The 20,386-nt window shown below is 73.0% G+C and carries 15 protein-coding genes; 6 read left to right on the forward strand and 9 right to left on the reverse strand.

Features of this window, described 5'->3' with window-relative positions:
- Positions 1-89 precede the first annotated feature (89 nt).
- Both nrfD and ABZ478_RS33250 read right to left on the reverse strand, forming a co-directional pair.
- Positions 90-1,121: an NrfD/PsrC family molybdoenzyme membrane anchor subunit gene (gene nrfD / locus ABZ478_RS33245; RefSeq protein WP_359555370.1), complete on the reverse strand. Its 1,032-nt coding sequence runs from the start codon at positions 1,119-1,121 to the stop codon at positions 90-92.
- A complete protein-coding gene (locus ABZ478_RS33250; protein WP_359555373.1) occupies positions 1,118-2,155 on the reverse strand; it encodes a 4Fe-4S dicluster domain-containing protein in 1,038 nt (345 codons plus the stop codon). The genes nrfD and ABZ478_RS33250 overlap by 4 nt, the downstream gene beginning before the upstream one ends.
- Before the next feature lie 441 nt (positions 2,156-2,596).
- Here ABZ478_RS33250 and ABZ478_RS33255 point away from each other — a divergent pair, with 441 nt between their 5' ends.
- Both ABZ478_RS33255 and ABZ478_RS33260 read left to right on the forward strand, forming a co-directional pair.
- Positions 2,597-6,847 carry a HAMP domain-containing protein gene (locus tag ABZ478_RS33255; protein WP_359555376.1) on the forward strand — a complete coding sequence of 1,417 codons (4,251 nt, stop codon included), beginning with the start codon at positions 2,597-2,599 and terminating at the stop codon, positions 6,845-6,847.
- Positions 6,848-7,037: 190 nt separating this feature from the next.
- Positions 7,038-9,443: a SpoIIE family protein phosphatase gene (locus ABZ478_RS33260; protein ID WP_359555411.1), complete on the forward strand. Its 2,406-nt coding sequence runs from the start codon at positions 7,038-7,040 to the stop codon at positions 9,441-9,443.
- 24 nt (positions 9,444-9,467) lie between these two features.
- On the opposite strand, the gene ABZ478_RS33265 is transcribed toward ABZ478_RS33260, so the two are convergent.
- Positions 9,468-9,917, reverse strand: coding sequence for an ATP-binding protein (locus tag ABZ478_RS33265; protein ID WP_359555379.1), 450 nt, complete (start codon positions 9,915-9,917; stop codon positions 9,468-9,470).
- 181 nt (positions 9,918-10,098) lie between these two features.
- The gene (locus ABZ478_RS33270; RefSeq protein WP_359555382.1) at positions 10,099-10,272 is read right to left on the reverse strand and encodes a CsbD family protein; all 174 of its coding nucleotides are present in this window, start codon (positions 10,270-10,272) and stop codon (positions 10,099-10,101) included.
- Positions 10,273-10,535: 263 nt separating this feature from the next.
- Here ABZ478_RS33270 and ABZ478_RS33275 point away from each other — a divergent pair, with 263 nt between their 5' ends.
- The gene (locus ABZ478_RS33275) at positions 10,536-11,726 is read left to right on the forward strand and encodes an ANTAR domain-containing protein (protein ID WP_359555385.1); all 1,191 of its coding nucleotides are present in this window, start codon (positions 10,536-10,538) and stop codon (positions 11,724-11,726) included.
- A gap of 141 nt (positions 11,727-11,867) precedes the next feature.
- On the opposite strand, the gene ABZ478_RS33280 is transcribed toward ABZ478_RS33275, so the two are convergent.
- The 4 genes from ABZ478_RS33280 to mgrA form a co-directional block, all read right to left on the reverse strand.
- A complete protein-coding gene (locus ABZ478_RS33280) occupies positions 11,868-13,133 on the reverse strand; it encodes a cation:proton antiporter (protein ID WP_359555388.1) in 1,266 nt (421 codons plus the stop codon).
- A 5-nt stretch (positions 13,134-13,138) separates the two neighbouring features.
- Positions 13,139-13,624 carry a TrkA C-terminal domain-containing protein gene (locus ABZ478_RS33285; protein WP_351669869.1) on the reverse strand — a complete coding sequence of 162 codons (486 nt, stop codon included), beginning with the start codon at positions 13,622-13,624 and terminating at the stop codon, positions 13,139-13,141.
- A gap of 113 nt (positions 13,625-13,737) precedes the next feature.
- Positions 13,738-13,920, reverse strand: coding sequence for a hypothetical protein (locus ABZ478_RS33290; protein ID WP_359555391.1), 183 nt, complete (start codon positions 13,918-13,920; stop codon positions 13,738-13,740).
- 100 nt (positions 13,921-14,020) lie between these two features.
- Positions 14,021-15,064: an L-glyceraldehyde 3-phosphate reductase gene (gene mgrA / locus ABZ478_RS33295; protein ID WP_359555394.1), complete on the reverse strand. Its 1,044-nt coding sequence runs from the start codon at positions 15,062-15,064 to the stop codon at positions 14,021-14,023.
- 277 nt (positions 15,065-15,341) lie between these two features.
- Here mgrA and ABZ478_RS33300 point away from each other — a divergent pair, with 277 nt between their 5' ends.
- Together ABZ478_RS33300 and ABZ478_RS33305 are read left to right on the forward strand one after the other, a co-directional pair.
- Entirely contained in the window at positions 15,342-16,886 is a 1,545-nt protein-coding gene (locus ABZ478_RS33300; protein ID WP_359555397.1) for an MFS transporter, read from the forward strand.
- Positions 16,887-17,034: 148 nt separating this feature from the next.
- Positions 17,035-17,877 carry a chitosanase gene (locus ABZ478_RS33305; RefSeq protein ID WP_359555400.1) on the forward strand — a complete coding sequence of 281 codons (843 nt, stop codon included), beginning with the start codon at positions 17,035-17,037 and terminating at the stop codon, positions 17,875-17,877.
- Positions 17,878-17,895: 18 nt separating this feature from the next.
- On the opposite strand, the gene ABZ478_RS33310 is transcribed toward ABZ478_RS33305, so the two are convergent.
- Positions 17,896-18,513, reverse strand: a complete 618-nt coding sequence (locus ABZ478_RS33310) for a DUF4328 domain-containing protein (protein ID WP_359555403.1) — start codon at positions 18,511-18,513, stop codon at positions 17,896-17,898.
- A gap of 187 nt (positions 18,514-18,700) precedes the next feature.
- On the opposite strand from ABZ478_RS33310, the gene pgm reads away from it, so the two are divergent.
- Positions 18,701-20,341, forward strand: coding sequence for a phosphoglucomutase (alpha-D-glucose-1,6-bisphosphate-dependent) (gene pgm, locus ABZ478_RS33315; protein WP_359555405.1), 1,641 nt, complete (start codon positions 18,701-18,703; stop codon positions 20,339-20,341).
- Positions 20,342-20,386: the final 45 nt, after the last annotated feature.

A 20,386-nucleotide genomic window follows, 5' to 3' on the forward strand; every position in this document is an offset into this window, starting at 1 on the left:
ACCCCGGCCCCGGTGTGCGGCGGGGTACCCCCGGCCCCGAACGGCCAAACCGGCGTCACCGCCGGGCCGCGCACGCCCGGGGGACCGGCTCACCGGCCGCGCGCCGCCAGCCGCTCGCGCTGCGGCACGACCGTGTACTTCGGGTCCTCGGCGGAGTCCACCCCGGCCTGGAACACGCCGAAGCGCAGTGCCGCCGAGCCGGAGAGCAGCGCGGCACCGGCCGCCAGGGCCAGCCGCCGGTCGCGCACGCGTCCGGACAGCAGCGCCAGGGCGGCCCCGCCCGCCGTCAGCGCCTCGGCGGCGCGCAGCAACCGGTGCGGCCGGCCCTGCTCGTAGGGCTCGGCGGCAAGTCCCAGACGCCCCTTCATCAGCCGGAAGGCGCCCAGCTCCAGCGCGGCGCCCAAGACCGCCATCCGGCGGGCCGGGCCCGCCTCGCCGGCCGGGGCGGTGGCCAGCGCCAGACCGGACGCCGCGGTGGCCGCCGATCCCGCGAAGACGTACGGCAGCTGCCGGTAGCCCTCGTGCCAGGACGGCACCGCCGTGTCCGAGAGCAGCACCGCGGTGTAGGTCGCCACCGCCGGGCCGAGGACGGCGGCGCCCGCCGTGGCGGCCGAGCCGGCGAGGCGGTAGCGGCCCGCGACATCGGCGGCCGCCGCGGCCATCGTCAGCGGGGCGTACCCCACCAGCAGCCACGAACCCACGCTCATCGGCGAGGTGGGCTTGAACACGCGGAGCATGTTGAGGAAGCGGGCCGGGCGGCCCAGGTCGTGTACGAGCGCCACCAGCGACAGCGAGATCGCCCCGGCCGCCCCCAGCTTCGCCGGCCGGGCCAGCGCCGGCCGTCCGCTGAGGGAGCTCCCGGCCGCGAGCAGCGACGACGCCCCGGCCAGACCGCCGAGGTACAGGTAGCCCGCGATGTCGAGCGCCTTCCACGTCGGCTTGTTCAGCACCGGCTTGCCGTAGTACGACGAGAACTCCGCCTCCGGGACCATCGGCTGCTCGCCCCGGCCGCGCCGGCGCCGGCGCCGGCGCCGGCGGCGCCCGGCCCGCGCGCCCGTCGGGGCCTCCCGCCCCGGCCGGCCGCCCGTCACACCGTCCCGGGTCACGTCCGAACCGCTCATCGCGGCCTCCTCACGAAACCGGTGACGGCGAGCGCGGCGAGCGAGACGGCGGCCAGCGCGGCGTGCCGCCACATGTCGGGCAGGTCCCGGGTGGTGACCACCGGGTCCGGGGGCAGGCCGTACACCTCCGGCTCGTCCAGCAGCAGGAAGAACGCGCCGTCCCCACCGACCCCGTCGTCCGGGCTCTCGCCGTACAGCCGGGCGTCGGTCACGCCGGCCTCCCGCAGCCGGTCCACCCGGGACGCGGCCCGCTCGCGCAGTTCGTCCAGCGGGCCGAACTGGATCGAGTCGGTCGGGCAGGCCTTGGCGCAGGCCGGTTCCATCCCGACGCCCAGCCGGTCGTAGCACAGGGTGCACTTCCACACCCGGCCGTCGTCCTCGCGCTGGTCGATGACGCCGTACGGGCAGGCGGGCACGCAGTACCCGCAGCCGTTGCAGATGTCCTCCTGGACGACGACCGTGCCGAACTCGGTGCGGAAGAGCGCGCCCGTAGGACACACGTCGAGGCAGGCCGCGTGGGTGCAGTGCTTGCACACGTCGGAGGCCATCAGCCAGCGCAGCTCGGTGCGGCCGTCGGGCGCCACCGGGGAGATCTCCCCGGCCGGGGCACCCACGGGGGCCGCGCCGGGCGGGGGAGCGGTGGCCCCCGGTCCCGGCGAGCCCGCGTCGGTACCCAGGCCCGCCGCCGCGGCGAACACGTCGACGTCCTCGTGGACGACCCCGGGCTCCTGCCCGCCGAACGGCTTGCGCTGCTCGATGAAGGCCACGTGCCGCCAGGAGTCGGCGCCGAGGCCCTGCGTGTTGTCGTACGACATGCCGGTCAGCTCGAGCCCGTCCTCCGGAACGGCGTTCCATTCCTTGCAGGCCACCTCGCACGCCTTGCAGCCGATGCACACGGAGGTGTCGGTGAAGAAGCCCATCCTGGGCGGGGCGTCGGGGTAGCCGGCGGCACCCGCCACGTCCGGCTGGGGGCCGTGGAGCAGATGCCCGCGTGCCGGCGCGGCGCCCGCCGTGCCGTCGTCGTCCGGGGTCATGCCGCACCCTCCTCGTCCAGCCCTCGCCCCCGCTGACGGCGCAGGTGCGGAAACGTCTGGGGTCCGGGTTCTGTTGCCGTGTTCCGAGCGTGGCACGGGTGCCCTCGCTCCGCGCGCCCGAAACGGCTCCCGCGGCAGCCGTACCGCTGCGCGGGAAGCGGCACCGGGAGGTGCCGATCCGGGAGACGCCGAACGCGATGGAGTACCCGGGACGGCGGGTCGTACACCCGCCGAAGGCGGATCACCGCGCGAAGTCCTGCCGGCCGGGCGCCTGCTTTGTCGGGGGTCGTGAAAATGGGTTAGCCTGCGACGTATTTTTCTCATCAGGCAGATCCGTGAACTGCGGAAATGCACACACCAAGGGCCGGGTCAGGCCGCGTGCCCGGTGGTGGTTCCGAGCCCTCTGCCCGAGGGCTCCTGGGGAGCGGAACGAGGGTGCACATGGCCGGCAAGGCGACCGGGACGATCGACGCGGTCCCGGGTGAACAGGAACTGAGACGGCTTCTCGCGGGGCTGACGGCGGTCCGCGACGGCGACTTCGGCACACGTCTGCCGGACGACGCCAGCGGACTGATGGGCGACATCGCCACCGTCTTCAACGGCATGGTCGACCAGTTGTCCGTGTTCACCTCCGAAGTGACCCGGGTGGCCCGCGAGGTGGGCACCGAGGGCACGCTCGGCGGCCAGGCGGAGGTGCCGGGCGTCTCCGGCACCTGGGCCGACCTCACCGACTCCGTCAACGCGATGGCGGGCAACCTCACGACCCAGGTGCGTGACATCGCCCAGGTCGCCACGGCCGTCGCCAAGGGCGACCTGTCGCAGAAGATCGACGTCGACGCGCGCGGAGAGATCCTCCAGCTGAAGGAGACCGTCAACACGATGGTCGACCAGCTCTCCGCGTTCGCCGACGAGGTGACCCGGGTGGCGCGCGAGGTGGGGACCGAGGGGCGCCTCGGGGGGCAGGCGCAGGTGCCCGGGGTCGCCGGTGTCTGGCGGGACCTCACGGATTCGGTCAATTTCATGGCCGGAAATCTCACCGCTCAGGTGCGCAACGTCGCCCAGGTGACGACGGCGGTGGCGCAGGGCGACCTGTCGCAGAAGATCACGGTGGACGCCCGGGGCGAGATCCTGGAGCTGAAGAGCACCATCAACACGATGGTGGACCAGCTCTCGGCCTTCGCCGACGAGGTGACCCGGGTGGCCCGCGAGGTGGGCACCGAGGGCCGGCTCGGCGGTCAGGCGGACGTCAAGGGCGTCAAGGGCACCTGGCGGGACCTCACTGACTCCGTCAACTTCATGGGCGGGAACCTCACCGCCCAGGTGCGCAACGTCGCCCAGGTGGCCACCGCGGTGGCGCAGGGCGACCTGTCGCAGAAGATCACGGTGGACGCGCGCGGCGAGATCCTGGAGCTGAAGAACACCATCAACACGATGGTGGACCAGCTCTCGGCCTTCGCCGACGAGGTGACCCGGGTGGCCCGCGAGGTCGGCACCGCCGGCAACCTCGGCGGACAGGCCACGGTGCGCGGGGTCTCGGGCACCTGGAAGGACCTCACCGACAACGTCAACGTGATGGCGTCCAACCTCACCGGTCAGGTCCGTTCCATCGCCCAGGTCGCCACGGCCGTCGCCAAGGGCGACCTGTCGCAGAAGATCACCGTCGAGGCCAAGGGCGAGGTCGCCGCGCTCGCCGACGTCATCAACACCATGGTCGACACGCTCTCCGCGTTCGCGGACGAGGTGACCCGGGTCGCCCGCGAGGTGGGCACCGAGGGCCGGCTCGGCGGACAGGCCCATGTGCCCAACGTGGCCGGCACCTGGAAGGACCTCACCGACAACGTCAACTCCATGGCCAACAACCTCACCGGCCAGGTGCGCAACATCGCGCTGGTGACCACCGCCGTGGCCCGGGGCGACCTGTCCAAGAAGATCGACGTCGACGCGCGCGGCGAGATCCTCGAACTGAAGACGACCATCAACACGATGGTGGACCAGCTCTCGGCCTTCGCCGACGAGGTGACCCGGGTGGCCCGCGAGGTGGGCACCGAGGGCAGGCTCGGCGGACAGGCCGAGGTGGAGGGCGTCTCCGGCACCTGGAAGCGCCTGACGGAGAACGTCAACGAACTCGCCGGCAACCTCACCCGGCAGGTGCGCGCCATCGCCGACGTGGCCAGCGCCGTCGCCGAGGGCGACCTGACCCGGTCGATCACCGTCGACGCCTCCGGCGAGGTCGCCGACCTCAAGGACAACATCAACTCCATGGTGGAGTCCCTGCGCGAGACCACCCTGGCCAACCAGGAACAGGACTGGCTCAAGACCAACCTCGCCCGTATCTCCGCCCTCATGCAGGGTCACCGCGACCTGCCCGTCGTCGCGGAGCTGATCATGGACGAGCTGGTGCCCCAGGTATCCGCCCAGTACGGGGCCTTCTACCTCGCCGAGGACGGCGAGACCGGACCCGAACTGCGGCTCGTCGGTTCCTACGGCAGGCCGGAGGACGACACCCGGCCCGTCCGCATCCCGTTCGGCCGGTCCCTGGTCGGCCAGGCCGCGCGCAGCCGCCGCACGATCGCCGTGGACGAACTGCCGGCCGGCTACGTCACCATCTCCTCCGGGCTCGGAGAGATCGAGCCCACCGCCCTGCTGCTGCTCCCCATCCTCTTCGAGGAGCAGGTCCTCGGCGTCATCGAGCTCGCCTCGGTCACCGCGTTCACCCCCGTCCAGCGGGACTTCCTGCAGCAACTGGTCGACACCATCGGCGTCAACGTCAACACGATCGTCGCCAACGCCCGCACCGACGAACTGCTGGAGGAGTCCCAGCGCCTCACCAGCGAACTGCGGTCCCGTTCCGCCGAGTTGCAGGCACGCCAGGAGGAACTCCAGCAGTCCAACGCCGAACTGGAGGACAAGGCCTCCCTGCTGGCCGACCAGAACCGGGACATCGAGGCGAAGAACCTGCAGATCGAGCAGGCCCGGCAGGAACTGGAGGCCCGCGCCCAGCAGTTGTCGCTCGCCTCCCGCTACAAGTCCGAGTTCCTCGCGAACATGAGCCATGAGCTGCGCACCCCGCTCAACAGCCTGCTCATCCTCGCCCAGCTCCTGGCCCAGAACCCCTCCCGCAACCTCACCCCGAAGCAGGTCGAGTACGCGGGCATCATCCACTCCGCGGGTTCCGATCTGCTCCAGCTCATCAACGACATCCTCGACCTGTCCAAGGTCGAGGCCGGAAAGATGGACGTCAGCCCCGAGCGGGTGCCGCTGCGGCAGCTCATCGAGTACGTCGAGGCCACCTTCCGCCCGATGACCTCGCAGAAGAGCCTGGACTTCACCGTCTCCACCGCGCCCGGTGCCCCCGCCGACCTGCTCACCGACGACTCCCGGCTGCGGCAGATCCTGCGCAACCTGCTCTCCAACGCGGTGAAGTTCACCGAGCAGGGCAGCGTCGAGCTGCGCATCGAGCCCGCCCCCGACGACGAGGTGCCCGCGGGTGTGGTGCGGGGCGGAGCCATCGTGGCCTTCCGGGTGAAGGACACCGGCATCGGCATCCCCGAACAGCAGCGGGAGACCATCTTCGGCGCCTTCCAGCAGGCGGACGGCACCACCAGCCGCAAATACGGCGGCACCGGCCTCGGCCTGTCCATCACCCGGGAGATCGCCCATCTCCTCGGCGGCGCCGTCACCGTGACCAGCACACCCGGCAAGGGCAGCACCTTCACCCTCTTCCTGCCCGTCGCCCGGGTGGACTTCGAGGAACTGCTGAGCAGCGCGCCGAAGCCGCCCGAGCTGTCGCCGGCCGGCACGGCGCCCGGCACCGCCGCCCTGGAGGGAGCGCCCCAGGCGTCCGCCAGGCGGGAACGCCCGCGCCGCCTGCTGGTGGTGGAGGAGCGGCCGCGCGGCCTGCTCACGCTCGTCGCCGAGAGCGTCGTCGGGGACCTCGGGCACGGCCGTGCCGAGGGTGCCACCGTCGACATCATCGCCGCGGTCGGCGCGCACGAGGCGGCCGGTGCCCTCGCCGCCGAACCCTGCCACTGCGTCGTCGTCGAACTCGGCGCGCCGGACGGGGAGTCGGCACGCTTCCTGCGGGCGCTGCGCGGCGACTCCGCCCTGGCGAGCGTCCCGGTCCTGGTGCACAGCTCGCACCGCACCGAGCACCTCGCCGAGGACACGGCGGGCGGCTCGCTGGAGTACCTGTTCAGCCTGGACGAGCTGCGCGAGCGGATCGCCCTGCACCTGTCGGCCGAGGAGCCCGGCGAGGTGCTCACCCTGGTCCGCGGTGAGGAGCCGCAGCTCACGACGGTCCAGCCGGTCGACGAGCGGACCCGCGGCCGTACGGTCCTCGTCGTCGACGACGACGCCCGGAACCTGTTCGCGCTCAGCGGCATCCTCGAACTGCACGGTTTCCGCGTGCTGCACGCGGAGAACGGCCGCAAGGGCATCGACACGCTGGTGAACAACCCGGACGTCGAACTCGTCCTGATGGACGTGATGATGCCCGAGATGGACGGCTACACCGCGACGGCCGAGATCCGCCGGATGCCCCGGTACGCCGACCTGCCGGTCATCGCCGTGACCGCCAAGGCCATGCAGGGCGACCGGGAGAAGAGCCTCGCGTCCGGCGCCAGCGACTACGTCACCAAGCCGGTGGACACCCAGGACCTCATCGCCTGCGTCCGGCGCTGGCTGCCCGCATGAGGACGCACGCCATGACCGCCGGCCGAGGAGCAGGTATCCGGTGAACGACTACGAACCGCTGTCCGAGGCGGCCGCCCTGGAGCCGGGCTCTCCCGGCGCCGGCCCGCCCGCCGTCCCCGGCCCGCCCGGAGCCCTGGAACCGGCCGGCCCGCCCGGGGCCGGGGGGCCGGGCCTGCCCGGGTACCTGGACATGTCGGGCCCGGCGGAGGCCGCGGAATCCTTCGGTCCGTCCGAGGAGAGCGGCCCCTCCGGTCCGTCCGGGGCGCCGGCCACCTCGCCAGTGGGCAGGCTCGCCGCCACCGTCGAGCGGCTGCGCGGGGAGGTGCGGGCGGCGCAGGCCGAGGCCGAGGGCCGGGCACTGCTGGAGCTGGCCAAGGGCATCCTGGTCGAGCGCCTCGGCTGCGGCCCGGCCCAGGCCGCCCGCCAGCTCGCCGAGCTGACCGAGCAGGCCCGGGTGACCCCGCTGGAGTTCGCAGTCGAGGTCATCAACCAGGCGGCCCGGGACCGGGTCTCGGAGGTAGCCAAGGCCTTCCTGGCCGCCACCGCGGACCCGGCCGGGCAGCTCGAGGACTCCGCCGCCGTGCGGCTGCGCGCCGCCGAGAGCGGCGTCCTCGCCGCAGACGACACCCAGGCGGTGGCCGACTCGCTGCTCCAGCACGCCCTGCGGCCGCTCGGCGCGGTGGCCGTCGCCGTCTGGGCCGCCGGCTCCGACGGCTCGCTGACCCTCGCGGGCAGCGCGGGGTTCCCGCAGGCCGAGGCGGACCGCTGGCGCTACGTCCCGCCGGACGTGGCCACCGTGGCCCGGCGCGGACTGACCGAGCCGGACGGCCAGTGGCTGACGTCCCTCGCCGAGTCCGGGCTGCCCACCATCGGCCGCCGGGACTTCGCGGAGGGCGCCCGGGCCGCCGTGCCGGCCGGCGTGGGCGGCCGCATCCAGGGCGTCCTGGAGATCGCCTGGCCGGGCCCCGAGGGCCCCAAGCCGCCCCAGGTGGTGCGTCAGCTCGAGGCGCTCGCCGAACTGTGCGCGCACACCCTGGAGTCCCACCCGCTGCTGCCCGGGGCCCAGGAGAACCGGGTGCTGCCGGACGTGGTGGAACTGATGGACCTGGCGGACGGGCTGCACGACCCGGCCCTGGTCCTGGTGCCGCACCTCGACGACACCGGACAGCTCGTCGACTTCCGCATCCAGCACGTCAACAGCCACTTCCTCGACCCGGCGGGCCGGCCGCGGGCCGTCGTCGGCGGCGCCCTGCTGCTGGAGGCCTACCCGATGGCCGCCGGCACCAACGAGCTGTTCCAGCGGGTGGAACGGGTCTACGCCACCGGCGAGCCGTTCCGCGCCCACCGCATGCGGCTCACGGCCCTGGTCGACCAGGTGCCGCTGTCGGCGGTCGCGGACATCAGCATCAGCCGGCACGGCTCCAGCGTGCTGCTGATCTGGCGGATCGAGGACGAGGCGGCCCGCCTGGCCAGCCTGCTCCAGCACGCCCAGCGGCTCGGCCGCATCGGCGGCTTCGAGGAGAACCTCCTGACGGCCGAGATCACCTGGAACGGGCAGCTCTTCGACCTGTACGGCCGGCCGCCCACCAGCCCGCCGGTCCGTCTGGAGGACCTGGCCGCGCACGCGCATCCCGACGACGCCGTCGGCATCGGCCGGTTCCTGCGCACCCTGGTGCACCACCGGCGCCCCGCCTCCGTCGCCTTCCGGCTGCAGCGGCCGGAAGGGGTGACCCGGCACGTGCGGGTGGTGGCCGAACCCGTCCTGGACACCGACGGCCAGCTGCTCGTCGTCCGCGGCGCCTACCAGGACATCTCCGCTCAGCACTGGACGGAGGTGGCCCTGTCCGCCACCCGTGACCAGCTCGCCCACACCGAACAGCAGGCCGACGAGCGCAACCGGCTGGCCCTGCAGCTCCAGCACGCCATCATGCCGCCGACGCAGGCGCCCCTGGAGGTACCGGACCTACAGGTGGCCGTGCGCTACCGGCCCGCGGAGACGGAGCAGCTGGTCGGCGGCGACTGGTACGACGCGGTGGTGCTGCCCTCGGGCCTCGTGCTGCTGTGCGTGGGGGACGTCGCCGGGCACGGCATAGAGGCGGCGACCAGCATGGTGGTCCTGCGCAACGCCCTGCGCGGCCTGGCCGTGACCGGTGCCGGGCCGGCCCAGCTGCTGTCCTGGCTGAACATCGTCGCCCACCATCTGACCGGCGCCGTCACCGCCACCGCGGTGTGCGGTCTGTACGACGGCGAGCGGCGCACCCTGCGCTGGGCGCGGGCGGGTCATCTCCCGCCGGTCCTGGTCCGGGACGCGGAGGCCACCGCCATGCCCACGCTCAAGGGGCTGCTGCTGGGCGCCGTACCGGACGCCGTGTACGAGGAGACGGAGGTCCAACTGGCCGCCGGGGACACCCTGCTGATGTACACCGACGGTCTGATCGAGCGACGGGACCGCTCCGTCCAGGAGTCCCTGTCGCACCTGCTGTCCATGGCCCGCTCGGCACCCGGCGGCCTGGACCAGCACCTGGACCGGCTCCTCACGCACAGCAAGTCGGACACCGACGACGACACCTGCATCGTGGGGATCAGGCTGGCCTGAGCCGGGCGGCGCCGCCGCCGCGCGTCACCCGCCGGCGTCGGCGCGCAGGGCGACGGTGGCGGTGACGCGCTTGCCGCGCGGCAGCGGGGTGACCTCCAGGCCGCCGCTGAGCATGTTCACCAGGAGCAGCCCGTGGCCGCCCACCCGGCCCGGGTCGGGCGGGGGCTGCCTGGGCAGGTCCGGGGACGTGTCGACGACCGTGATACTCAGCGCGCCGGCGTCGGGCGCCAGCTCCAGCCGGAGCGCGCACGGGCCGGGAGCGTGCTTGACGGCGTTGGTGACGAGTTCGCTGGCGACCAGCTGGGCATCCTGGACCGCGCGCCGGCCCGGTTCGGGACGAGCCCGTGCCAGGAGGGCGCCGACCGCGTCCCTCGCCTCGGCTATGCAGGGAGCACCGGAATCCCAGGTGCGGCTGTGCCGCAGCGGCCCGGGGCGGGCCCGCGTGGCCGTGTGAGTCGACAGGTGGATGTCCATACCTCGTTGCCCTCTTCCTCCGGGGTCGGGGTCCCTTCCTGATCGAGGAGGCTCGTGCCGTCCTTGTCGCGGATACCCATGGGAGGGTCGATCAAGTACACGCGAACCGGGACAGGTCGCGGAAATCGGCTTGTCCGATCTTCGCGGCCTGCCCCGGCATGCTGTTCCGGTTCAGAGCTCGTCAGTGCTTGAAGGCGTCCTTGCCCTTCTCCTTGGCCTGCCGGGCGTCGCCGCGCGCGCCCTCCATGCGGCCCTCCGCCTCCATGCGCTCGTTGCCGACGGTGCGGCCCACGGCCTCCTTGGCCTTGCCCTTGGCCTGCTCCGCCTTGGCCTTTGCCTTCTGGTTGCCAGCCATGGGTAGTCACATCCCAACGTCGTTCCGGTGTGCGGTCGACATCCGGTTTGCCGCTCTGACCCGGTCCAAACCCGCTGTCCTCCCGCCGGTCGTGCGGCCGCGGGTCACGCCGCGTGCCCCCACCCCCGGCCGCCGTCCTCGGCTTGCCTTTTCACGACCGCTGGGAACAAGGTGAGGGAAGGAGCCGGCGGGGAGCGGACGAAAGGCCCGCGCCGACCGGGTCGTGACATGTACGTGCACGTGGATCTCGCGGGTGGCGCGCCGTGACGGCGGGCGCCTCGCTGACTGTGCTGCCGGTTGCCGACCGGGCGGTGGTACTGCGCCTGTCGGGGGCCCTGGACCGGTACGGCGCCGGCATGCTCGGCCGCGAACTCGACCTGCGGCTGGCGCGCGCCGACCGGCGTGGGCTGCGCCTCGTCCTGGACGTCTCGGGCGTCAGCCGGATGAGCACCGAGGTCCGGGACACCCTGGACGCCCGCACCCGGCACCTCGGGACCGGGCCGGTCCTGGTCAGCGGTGCCTGCCCCGAGGTGCGCGCCGTGCTCACGGCCGCCGAACTGCCGGGCGTCCTGCTCTGTCCCACGCTGGAGGAGGCCCTGGCCGCCGTGTGCCGCGCGGCTGCCGATGGGCCGCGGACCGGAGCGGCGGCGCCGCCCGAAGACGTACGCAGCGAGGTGTTCGGGCTGCGGGCGAAGGCGCGTACCAGCGGGCTCATCGGGATCGCCCAGGGCATCCTGCTGGCCCGCTACGGCCTGCTCGGTCCCCAGGAGGCGTTCGACCTGCTCCGGGACGGTTCCCAGCACCACAACGTCCCGCTGCGGGTGCTGGCCGCGGCGGTGGTGAGCGCGCCGGCGCCGCACGCGCCGGGGGAGTGGTTCCCGGGACGCCGGCACCTGCCGCGGCCCGTCCTCGACCTCGCGCTGCCCGGCCCGGTGGACGTACGCGACCGCCGGCAGGTTCTCAGGGCGGCCGTGTACGCGGCGGTGACCGTGACGGACGCGGACGCGGCGGAGATCCACCTGACCGACCACACCCGCGAGGAGGCTCTCGTCCTGGAGGCCCACCACGCCCTGGACGCCGCCTACCGCGACTGCCTCGCCCTGGTCTGCGGTCCGCCCGCGGTGTGCGCCCGGGCGCAGGCGGCCGGCAAGCCGGTGACCGTGGCCGACGTGGCCGCGGATCCCGAGCTGGCCGGGCACCCCGTCGGCCGGGCCACGCTCGCCGCGGGCAGCCGAGCCGTGCACAGCACACCGATGACGACCTCCGAGGGGGACTGCAAGGGCGTGGTCTCCGTGCACCGGGCGGAGCCGGGTGCCTGGCTGGACCGGGGGCAGGAGGCCGTCCTGGACGAGCTGGCCGCCGATCTGGCCGCCTGGCGCTCGTGGTACCGCCGCACCGTGGTGCTGGACGCCCTGGAGTACCTGCACGCACAGGGCGGCCGGCAGAGGGGCTGAGGGGTCCCTCGTGCCCCTCCGGCCCGCGGGCCCGGGCGGGGCCGCGGCGTCCCTGCCCCGTGCCCCGGGAGGCGCCCGCGGCCTCCCTGGGCTCACGGGCCGGTCGAGGGGTGCGGGCCCGGGTGTCTCCCGGTGCCCGGGTCAGGAGCGGCCGACCGTGTCCTGGTCCCGCAGCGCGGGCTCGGTGTCCTCGGCGAGTGGCGTGTCGCGCGCGGCGGTACCCGCGGCGGCCGGTGCCGTACGGCGGCCGCCCAGGGCGGTCAGCCTGCGGGCGACCGGTTCCGTGTAGCGGGCGGTGAGGGGGCCGAGGACCACCAGGATGAGGACGTACGCCGTGGCCAGCGGGCCGAGGTCGGAGTCGATGCCCGCGGTCACCGCGAGACCGGCGATGACGATGGAGAACTCACCGCGGGCCACCAGGGTGCCGCCGGCCCGCCATCGGCCCTTCGCCGAGATGCCGGCCCGGCGCGCGGCCCAGTAGCCCGTCGCGATCTTCGTGAGCGTCGTGACGACCGCCAGGGCGAGGGCGGGCAGCAGTACCGGCGGGATGCTGGCCGGGTCGGTGTGCAGGCCGAAGAAGACGAAGAACACCGCCGCGAAGAGGTCCCGCAACGGGGCGAGCAGGTTGTGCGCGCCCTCGGCGACCTCGCCGGACAGCGCGATGCCGACCAGGAACGCGCCGACCGCCGCCGAGACCTGGAGCTGCTGGGCGACGCCGGCCACCAGCAGGGTCAGCCCCAGCACGACGAGCAGCAGCTTCTCCGGATCGTCACTGGAGACGAAGCGGGAGATGTGCCGCCCGAACCGCACCGCCAGCAGCAGCACAAGACCGGCGACACCGAGGGCCACGGCGAGGGTGACACTGCCCGCCGCGAGACCGGTCCCGGCCAGCAGCGCGGTCACGACCGGCAGGTAGACCGCCATCGACAGGTCCTCCAGCACCAGGATGCTGAGGATCACCGGGGTCTCCCGGTTGCCTATCCGGCCGAGGTCGCCGAGGACCTTGGCGATGACGCCGGAGGAGGAGATCCAGGTGATGCCGGCGAGGACGACGGCGGCGATCGGGCCCCAGCCGAGAAGCAGCGCCATGACGGCACCGGGCAGGGCGTTGAGGGTGGCGTCGACGATCCCGGCCGGGTACTGCGTTCTGAGGTTGGAGACCAGGTCGCTGGCGGTGTACTCCAGGCCCAGCATGAGCAGCAGCAGGACCACGCCGATCTCGGCGCCGATCGCCACGAACTCCTCGCTGGCGCCGAGCGGCAGCAGGCCGCCCTCGCCGAAGGCCAGCCCGGCCAGCAGGTAGAGGGGGATGGGGGAGAAGCTCAGGCGCGCGGCGAGCCTGCCCAGCAGCCCGAGGCCGAGGATGATCGCGCCGAACTCGATGAGGAAGACCGCGGAGGAATGCATCCGCGTCACTCCCGGCCGAGGATGACGGCGGCCGCGTCGACGCCCTCGCGGGTGCCGATCACGATGAGCGTGTCCCCGCCGGCCAGCCGGAATCCGGGTCCGGGCGACGGGATCGCCTCGGCGCGCCGCAGCACGGCCACGATGGAGACCCCGGTCTCGGTGCGCATGCAGGTGTCGCCGAGCAGCCGGCCGTTCCAGTGGGAGACCCCGGACAGCTCGATCCGCTCGGCCACCAGGCCCAGCTCCGTGGTGTAGAGCAGGTTCGGGCTGTGGTGCGTCGGCTGGAGCGCCTCGGCCAGTGCCTGTGCCTCCCCGCCGGTGAGCCGCGCGGACAGGGCGCAGGCGTCGGGATCGTCGCCCTGGTACGCGCTCAGTGTTCTCGCGCCGTCGCGGTGGGCCACCACCGACAGACGCTGCCGCTCCCGAGTCGTCAGGTCGTACCGCACACCGATCCCCGGCAACGGCGTACTGCTGGTGCGCGCTGCGCCCATGACCGCCCCCTGCTCGATTTGAAGGTTTCTTGAGGAAACCATTACCGGGATCTTAACCCCCTCGCGGCGCACGGCCGTGTGGGGACCCGGTTCGAGCGGGGTGCGGGCGGCGGTCAGGAGGCGGGGCCGGGGCCGCTTTCGCCGTCGTACGGGTCGGGCTGACAGGTGTGGCACAACTCGTGCTCACCGTCGCGGGTGACGATGGTTCCCCAGCCGAGGCAGTGCTCGCAGTGACGGGCGAGGCCCAGATCGGGGTTGGGCGGCGGGAAGGGGCTGCGGGGGGCTCCGTAAGCCATACGGGGAGCGGCTCCTCGAGTCGCGGTCGCGGTCCGGATGACTTCCATTATGTCCGACTTTTTCTTTATGTCTATGCCCTGTGTCACTCAGTGCCAGGTATCAGCCGAGCGTGCCCTGGCGCGCCTCCCGCCACAGGTCCACGCCGCCGTCGGTGGCCAGCTTGTCGATCTCGGCCAGCTCCTCGGCGCTGAAGTCGAGGTTCTCCAGGGCGGCGACGTTCTGCTCGAGCTGCTCGGTGCGCGAGGCGCCGATGACCAGCGAGGTGACCCGCTCGTCGCGCAGCGCCCACGCCAGCGCGAGCTGCGCGAGGCTCTGCCCGCGGCGGGCGGCGACGTCGTTCAGGGCGCGCAGCCGGGCGCGCATGTCCTCGGTCAGCCAGGCCGGGTCGAAAGACTTGCCCGCCGCTGCCCGCGAGTCCTGGGGTACGCCGTCCAGGTAGCGGCCGGTGAGCAGCCCCTGGGCGAGCGCCGTGAACCCGATGACGCCGAAGCCCTCCTCCTCGGCCGTGTCCAGCAGGCCGTCGGTCTCGATCCAGCGGTTGAGCATGCTGTACGACGGCTGGTGGATCAGCAGCGGCGTGCCCAGCTCGCGCAGGATCGCGGCGGCCTGCCGGGTGCGCTCGGCGTCGTAGGAGGAGATGCCGACGTACAGGGCCTTGCCCTGGCGGACGGCGGTGTCCAGCGCGCCCATCGTCTCCTCCAGCGGCGTGGTCGCGTCCAGCCGGTGGGAGTAGAAGATGTCCACGTAGTCCACGCCCATGCGGCTCAGCGACTGGTCCAGTGAGGCCAGCACGTACTTGCGGGAGCCGCCGCCCTGCCCGTAGGGGCCCGGCCACATGTCCCAGCCCGCCTTGGTGGAGATCACCAGCTCGTCCCGGTACGGCGCGAGGTCGCGCCGCAGCAGCCGGCCGAAGTTGATCTCGGCGGCGCCGTACGGCGGGCCGTAGTTGTTGGCCAGGTCGTGGTGGGTGATCCCGAGGTCGAAGGCGCGCAGCGCGATCTCGCGCTGGGTCTCGAAGGGCCGGTCGTCGCCGAAGTTGTGCCAGTAGCCCAGGGACAGGAGCGGGAGGTCCAGTCCCGAGCGGCCGGTGCGCCGGTAGCGCATGGTGCCGTCGTAGCGAGCGGGGTCCGCGACGTGGTTCATCGGGTCGTCTCCGGGTGGTGCCGTAGGGGTGCCCCTGGTGTGCGAGGGGGCACGTCCACCCTGCGCTCCCATGATTCGTAAGTCCAACCGCCGCCCGTCATGGCATTGAGCGGTCCGGTTTCTGAATCGGGGCCCGGTGCGGCGCCCGGTGACCGGTGGGGGCCGTGATCGCTTTGCTGTGTGGCGGATGCGAAGCGGGGCAGACGGATGGGGCACGCGGTGAGCAGGGCCGGCCGATCGGGGGCCGGGCCGGCGGGCAGTGGGAAGGGAGACGCCCATGAGCGGGGTGACGCCTGAGGGCGAACGCCGGGCCGGGGTGAGGCCGAGGACTCCGAAGGCCGTCGCGGAACTGCCGCACCAGGTCCGCGAGGAGCTGACCCGCAGGCTCCGCCGCAACCGGCGGGCCTTCCGCGCGGACGACGTCCAGGTCGTCGAACCGCCTCTGCTCAGGCGCGCGGTCGGCGCCTCCGCGCTCGGCAACTGCATGGAGTGGTTCGACTTCGGCGTCTACAGCTATCTCGCCGCCACCATCGGCAAGGTGTTCTTCCCCGGCGCCTCCCCGGCGGCCCAGGTGATCTCCTCGTTCGCGACCTTCGCCGCCGCCTTCGTCGTACGGCCCCTCGGCGGGCTCGTCTTCGGTCCGCTCGGCGACCGGATCGGCCGGCAGAAGGTACTCGCCACCACCATGATCATGATGGCGGTGGGAACCTTCGCCATCGGAATCATCCCCGGCTACGCCACCATCGGCATCGCCGCTCCGGTGCTGCTCCTGCTGGCCCGTATGGTGCAGGGCTTCTCCACCGGCGGCGAGTACGGCGGCGCCACCACGTTCGTCGCCGAGTACTCGCCGGACCGCCGGCGCGGATTCCTCTCCAGCTGGCTCGACTTCGGCACCTTCGTCGGCTACGCCCTCGGCTCGGCCCTGGTGACCGCGCTGAACCTGATGCTGACCGACGCCCAGATGCTCTCCTGGGGCTGGCGGGTCCCCTTCCTGATCGCCGGACCGCTCGGCGTGATCGGCCTCTACATGCGGCTCAAGCTCGAGGAGTCCCCGGCCTTCCAGCAGCAACTGGACGAGCACGAGAAGAGCCTGGCGCAGGAGTCGGCGGGCAGCGAGTTCAAGGACATCGTGAAGAACCACTGGCCCGGCCTGCTCATCTGCATGGGCCTGGTGCTGCTCTACAACGTCACCAACTACATGGTCACCGGCTATCTGCCGACCTACCAGACCGCGACGCTGCACCGCTCCAGCGGCTCCGCCGACGTCCTGGTGCTGATCGGCATGGTGTGGATCGTCCTGCTGATCACCTTCCTCGGTCGGCTCAGCGACCGCGTCGGCCGGCGTCCGCTGTACGGCGTCGCCGCGGCCGCCATGATCGTGCTGGCCGTTCCCGCCTTCCTGCTGATCAAGGCGGAGGGGACCTGGCCGCCGATCCTCGGCGTGCTGCTGCTCTCCACCCTGCTGGCCTGCTTCGCCGCGCCCAGCGCGGCCACGCTGCCCGCGCTGTTCCCGACCGCCGTCCGCTACGCGGCCATGGGCATCGGCTTCAACATCGCCGTCGCCGCGTTCGGCGGCACCACGCCGCTGGTCACCGCCGCGCTGGTCGGTGCCACCGGCGACGACCTGATGCCGGCCTACTACCTGATGCTGGCCGGCGCGATCGGCCTGCTCACGGTGAAGTTCCTGCCGGAGAGCGCCCAGGTGCCGCTCAGCGGCTCGCAGCCGATGGTCGGTTCGCAGGAGGAGCGGCGGGAGCTGATCACCACCTCCAAGGAGCTCTACGCCTTCGCGCGGGAGCGGGCCGGTACGCCGCAGGGGTGAGCCCACCCGGCGGCCCCGGGGAGCGCACTGTTCGATCCTACGAACTTCGCGCGGGACGGGTTACCGGTCCGGGCCGTACACGATAGGAAACTTTCCTATCAGTTCGGCACGGACAACTCCCAGCCCCCCACCTCCCCTTGGAGCCCCTGTGGCGCACACAGACCGCCAGCCGGCAGCCCACACCCGCCTCTCCCGCCGCACCGCCGTCGCCCTGCTGGGCGCCGCCGCCACCGGCACCCTGCTCGCCGGCGCCCCGGGCGCCGGGCGGGCCTCGGCCGCCGCGCCCGGCCTCGACGACCCGGCGAAGAAGGAGATCGCCATGCGGCTCGTCTCCAGCGCCGAGAACTCGTCCCTCGACTGGAAGGCCCAGTACAAGTACATCGAGGACATCGGCGACGGACGCGGCTACACCGCCGGCATCATCGGCTTCTGCTCCGGTACCGGCGACATGCTCGACCTCGTCCGGCTCTACACCGACCGCAGGCCCGGCAACGTCCTGGCCCGGTACCTGCCAGCCCTGCGCCGGGTCGACGGCACCGACTCGCACGACGGCCTGGACCCCGACTACCCCCGGGACTGGCGCGCGGCCGCCCAGGACCCGGCCTTCCAGCAGGCGCAGAACGACGAACGCGACCGGGTCTACTTCGGCCCCGCCGTCGTCCAGGGCAAGGCGGACGGGCTGCGCGCCCTCGGCCAGTTCGCCTACTACGACGCCATCGTCATGCACGGCGACGGCGACGATCCCACCGGCTTCCGCGGCATCCGGCGCCGTGCCCTGCGCAGCGCCAGGCCGCCGGCGCAGGGCGGCGGCGAGACGGCGTACCTGAACGCCTTCCTCGACGCGCGGGTGTGGGCGATGAAGCAGGAGGAGGCGCACAGCGACACCAGCAGGGTCGACACCGCACAGCGGGTCTTCCTGCGCGACGGCAACCTCGACCTGAACACGCCGCTGGACTGGAAGGTGTACGGCGACAGCTACCACATCGGCTGAGGCCCCCCGGCCGATCCGCTACGACAGACGCGGCAGGCTCGCGGCGCCCGGGACCGGGAACGTCGATCCCAGCGCGGCGGCCTGCCGCGCCGTGACCCGCTGGATCACGGCGATCGCCAGGGCGCCCGCGGCCAGTTCCAGCCCCGCGGTCACCAGGAGCAGGGCGAGCGAAGCCCCCTGCCCCGGCCCGCCGCTCACCCCGGCGACGAGCGCGTGCCCGATCCATGCCGCCCACCAGACGTTCACCAGCACCCGGTCGCGCCGCCCGGCCGCGCCGGGACCGCTCGCGCGGAGGACGTCGAGGACCAGCCCCCGCGGCACCCACATGTTGACCACCGGGATCAGCCAGGAGAACACGGCCCACGGGGCCGAGCCCGGGAGGGGGCTCGCGGACAGCGACTGGGCGATGCGCCGGGAGCGGGTGAACCACACCAGGAACAGCGCCGCCGCGACGATCATCAGGTTCACGTACACCTGGGACACCCGCCCCGACGTGCTCCCGGACGTGGCCGGCGGATGGAGCGCGTGCGCGCGCACGGTCACGGCGCGGGCGACCTCCGCCACGGCCGCCGCGGCCACGGCGGCCTGGGCGAAACGGGCGAGCGGCCAGGGGGCCTTGACGGTGGGTCCGGACACGGGCGGTTACCTGCCTGTCGTGGGGGCACACGGGAGCGTGGCTGAAGATGATCGTCGGAGAAGCGGATCATAGGGCAGCCCAGGGCCGGTGCGCCCCGCTCGGTGCGGGCGCACTCGCACGCCGGGGCCCCGACGGGGAAAGATGAACCCCGAGCGATCGATCACACCGATGCGGAGGAGCGGACTCATGCCGCACGAGCGAGCCGGACGGCCGGCCGGCCCCGAGGACCTCATCGACGTGGCCCGGCTGGTCACGGCGTACTACGCGCAGCGCCCCGACCCGGCCGACCCCGGCCAGCGGGTGGCGTTCGGCACGTCGGGACACCGGGGTTCGTCCCTGGCGAGCGCCTTCAACGAGGACCACATCGCCGCCACCAGCCAGGCCATCTGCGAATACCGCGCGGCACAGGGCGTGGACGGGCCGCTGTTCCTCGGCGCCGACACGCACGCCCTGTCCGAGCCCGCCAGGGTCACCGCGCTGGAGGTGTTCGCGGCCAACGACGTGACCGTGCTCATCGACAGCGCGGACGGCTACACCCCGACCCCGGCCGTCTCGCACGCCATCCTCACCCACAACCGGGGCCGCGACACCGGTCTCGCCGACGGCGTCGTCGTCACCCCCTCGCACAACCCGCCCGCCGACGGCGGCTTCAAGTACAACCCGCCCAGCGGCGGCCCGGCGGCCTCCGACGCGACGTCCTGGATCCAGGACCGCGCCAACCAGATCATCACGGGCGGCCTGAAGGAGGTACGGCGGCTGCCGTACGCCCGCGCGCTCGCCGCCGCCACTACCGGGCGCTACGACTTCCTCGACGCCTACGTCGGCGACCTGCCCGGCGCCCTGGACCTCGACGCGATCCGCGCGGCCGGGGTGCGCATCGGCGCCGACCCCCTCGGCGGGGCGTCCGTCGCCTACTGGGGCCGGATCGCGGAGCAGCACCGCCTCGACCTGACCGTGGTCAATCCGCACACCGACCCCACCTGGCGGTTCATGACGCTGGACTGGGACGGCAAGATCCGCATGGACTGCTCGTCGCCGTACGCGATGGCCTCGCTGATCGAGCAGCGCGACCGGTTCCGCATCGCCACCGGCAACGACGCCGACGCCGACCGGCACGGCATCGTCACCCCGGACGCCGGCCTGATGAACCCCAACCACTACCTCGCCGTCGCCATCTCCTACCTCTACCGGCACCGCGAGCAGTGGCCCGCCGGCACCGGCATCGGCAAGACCCTGGTCTCCTCCACGATGATCGACCGGGTCGCCGCCGACCTGGACCGGCGACTGGTCGAGGTGCCGGTCGGGTTCAAGTGGTTCGTGGACGGGCTCGCCGGGGGCACCATCGGCTTCGGCGGCGAGGAGTCGGCCGGGGCGTCCTTCCTGCGCCGGGACGGCTCGGTGTGGACCACCGACAAGGACGGCATCCTGCTGGCCCTGCTCGCCTCCGAGATCACGGCGGTCACCGACCGGACCCCGTCGGAGCACTACGCCGGCCTGACCGCCCGCTTCGGCGAACCCGCCTACGCCCGCATCGACGCCCCGGCGACCCGTGAGCAGAAGGCGCTGCTCGCCAAGCTGTCCCCGGCCCAGGTCACCGCCGACACCCTGGCCGGCGAGGCGGTCACCAAAATCCTCACCGAGGCGCCCGGCAACGGCGCCGCCATCGGCGGGATCAAGGTCACCACCGCCAACGCCTGGTTCGCCGCCCGCCCTTCGGGCACCGAGGACGTCTACAAGGTCTACGCCGAGTCCTTCCTCGGCCCCGACCACCTCGCCCGGGTGCAGGAGGAGGCCAAGGGCGTGGTCCAGGCCGCGCTCGGCGGCTGAGTCCCGCGGACCGTACGACGGCCCCGGCGCGCCCGCGCCGGGGCC

Origin of the sequence: Streptomyces sp. NPDC005706, from assembly GCF_040631045.1 — a bacterium.
In the GTDB taxonomy this organism is placed as follows: domain Bacteria; phylum Actinomycetota; class Actinomycetes; order Streptomycetales; family Streptomycetaceae; genus Streptomyces.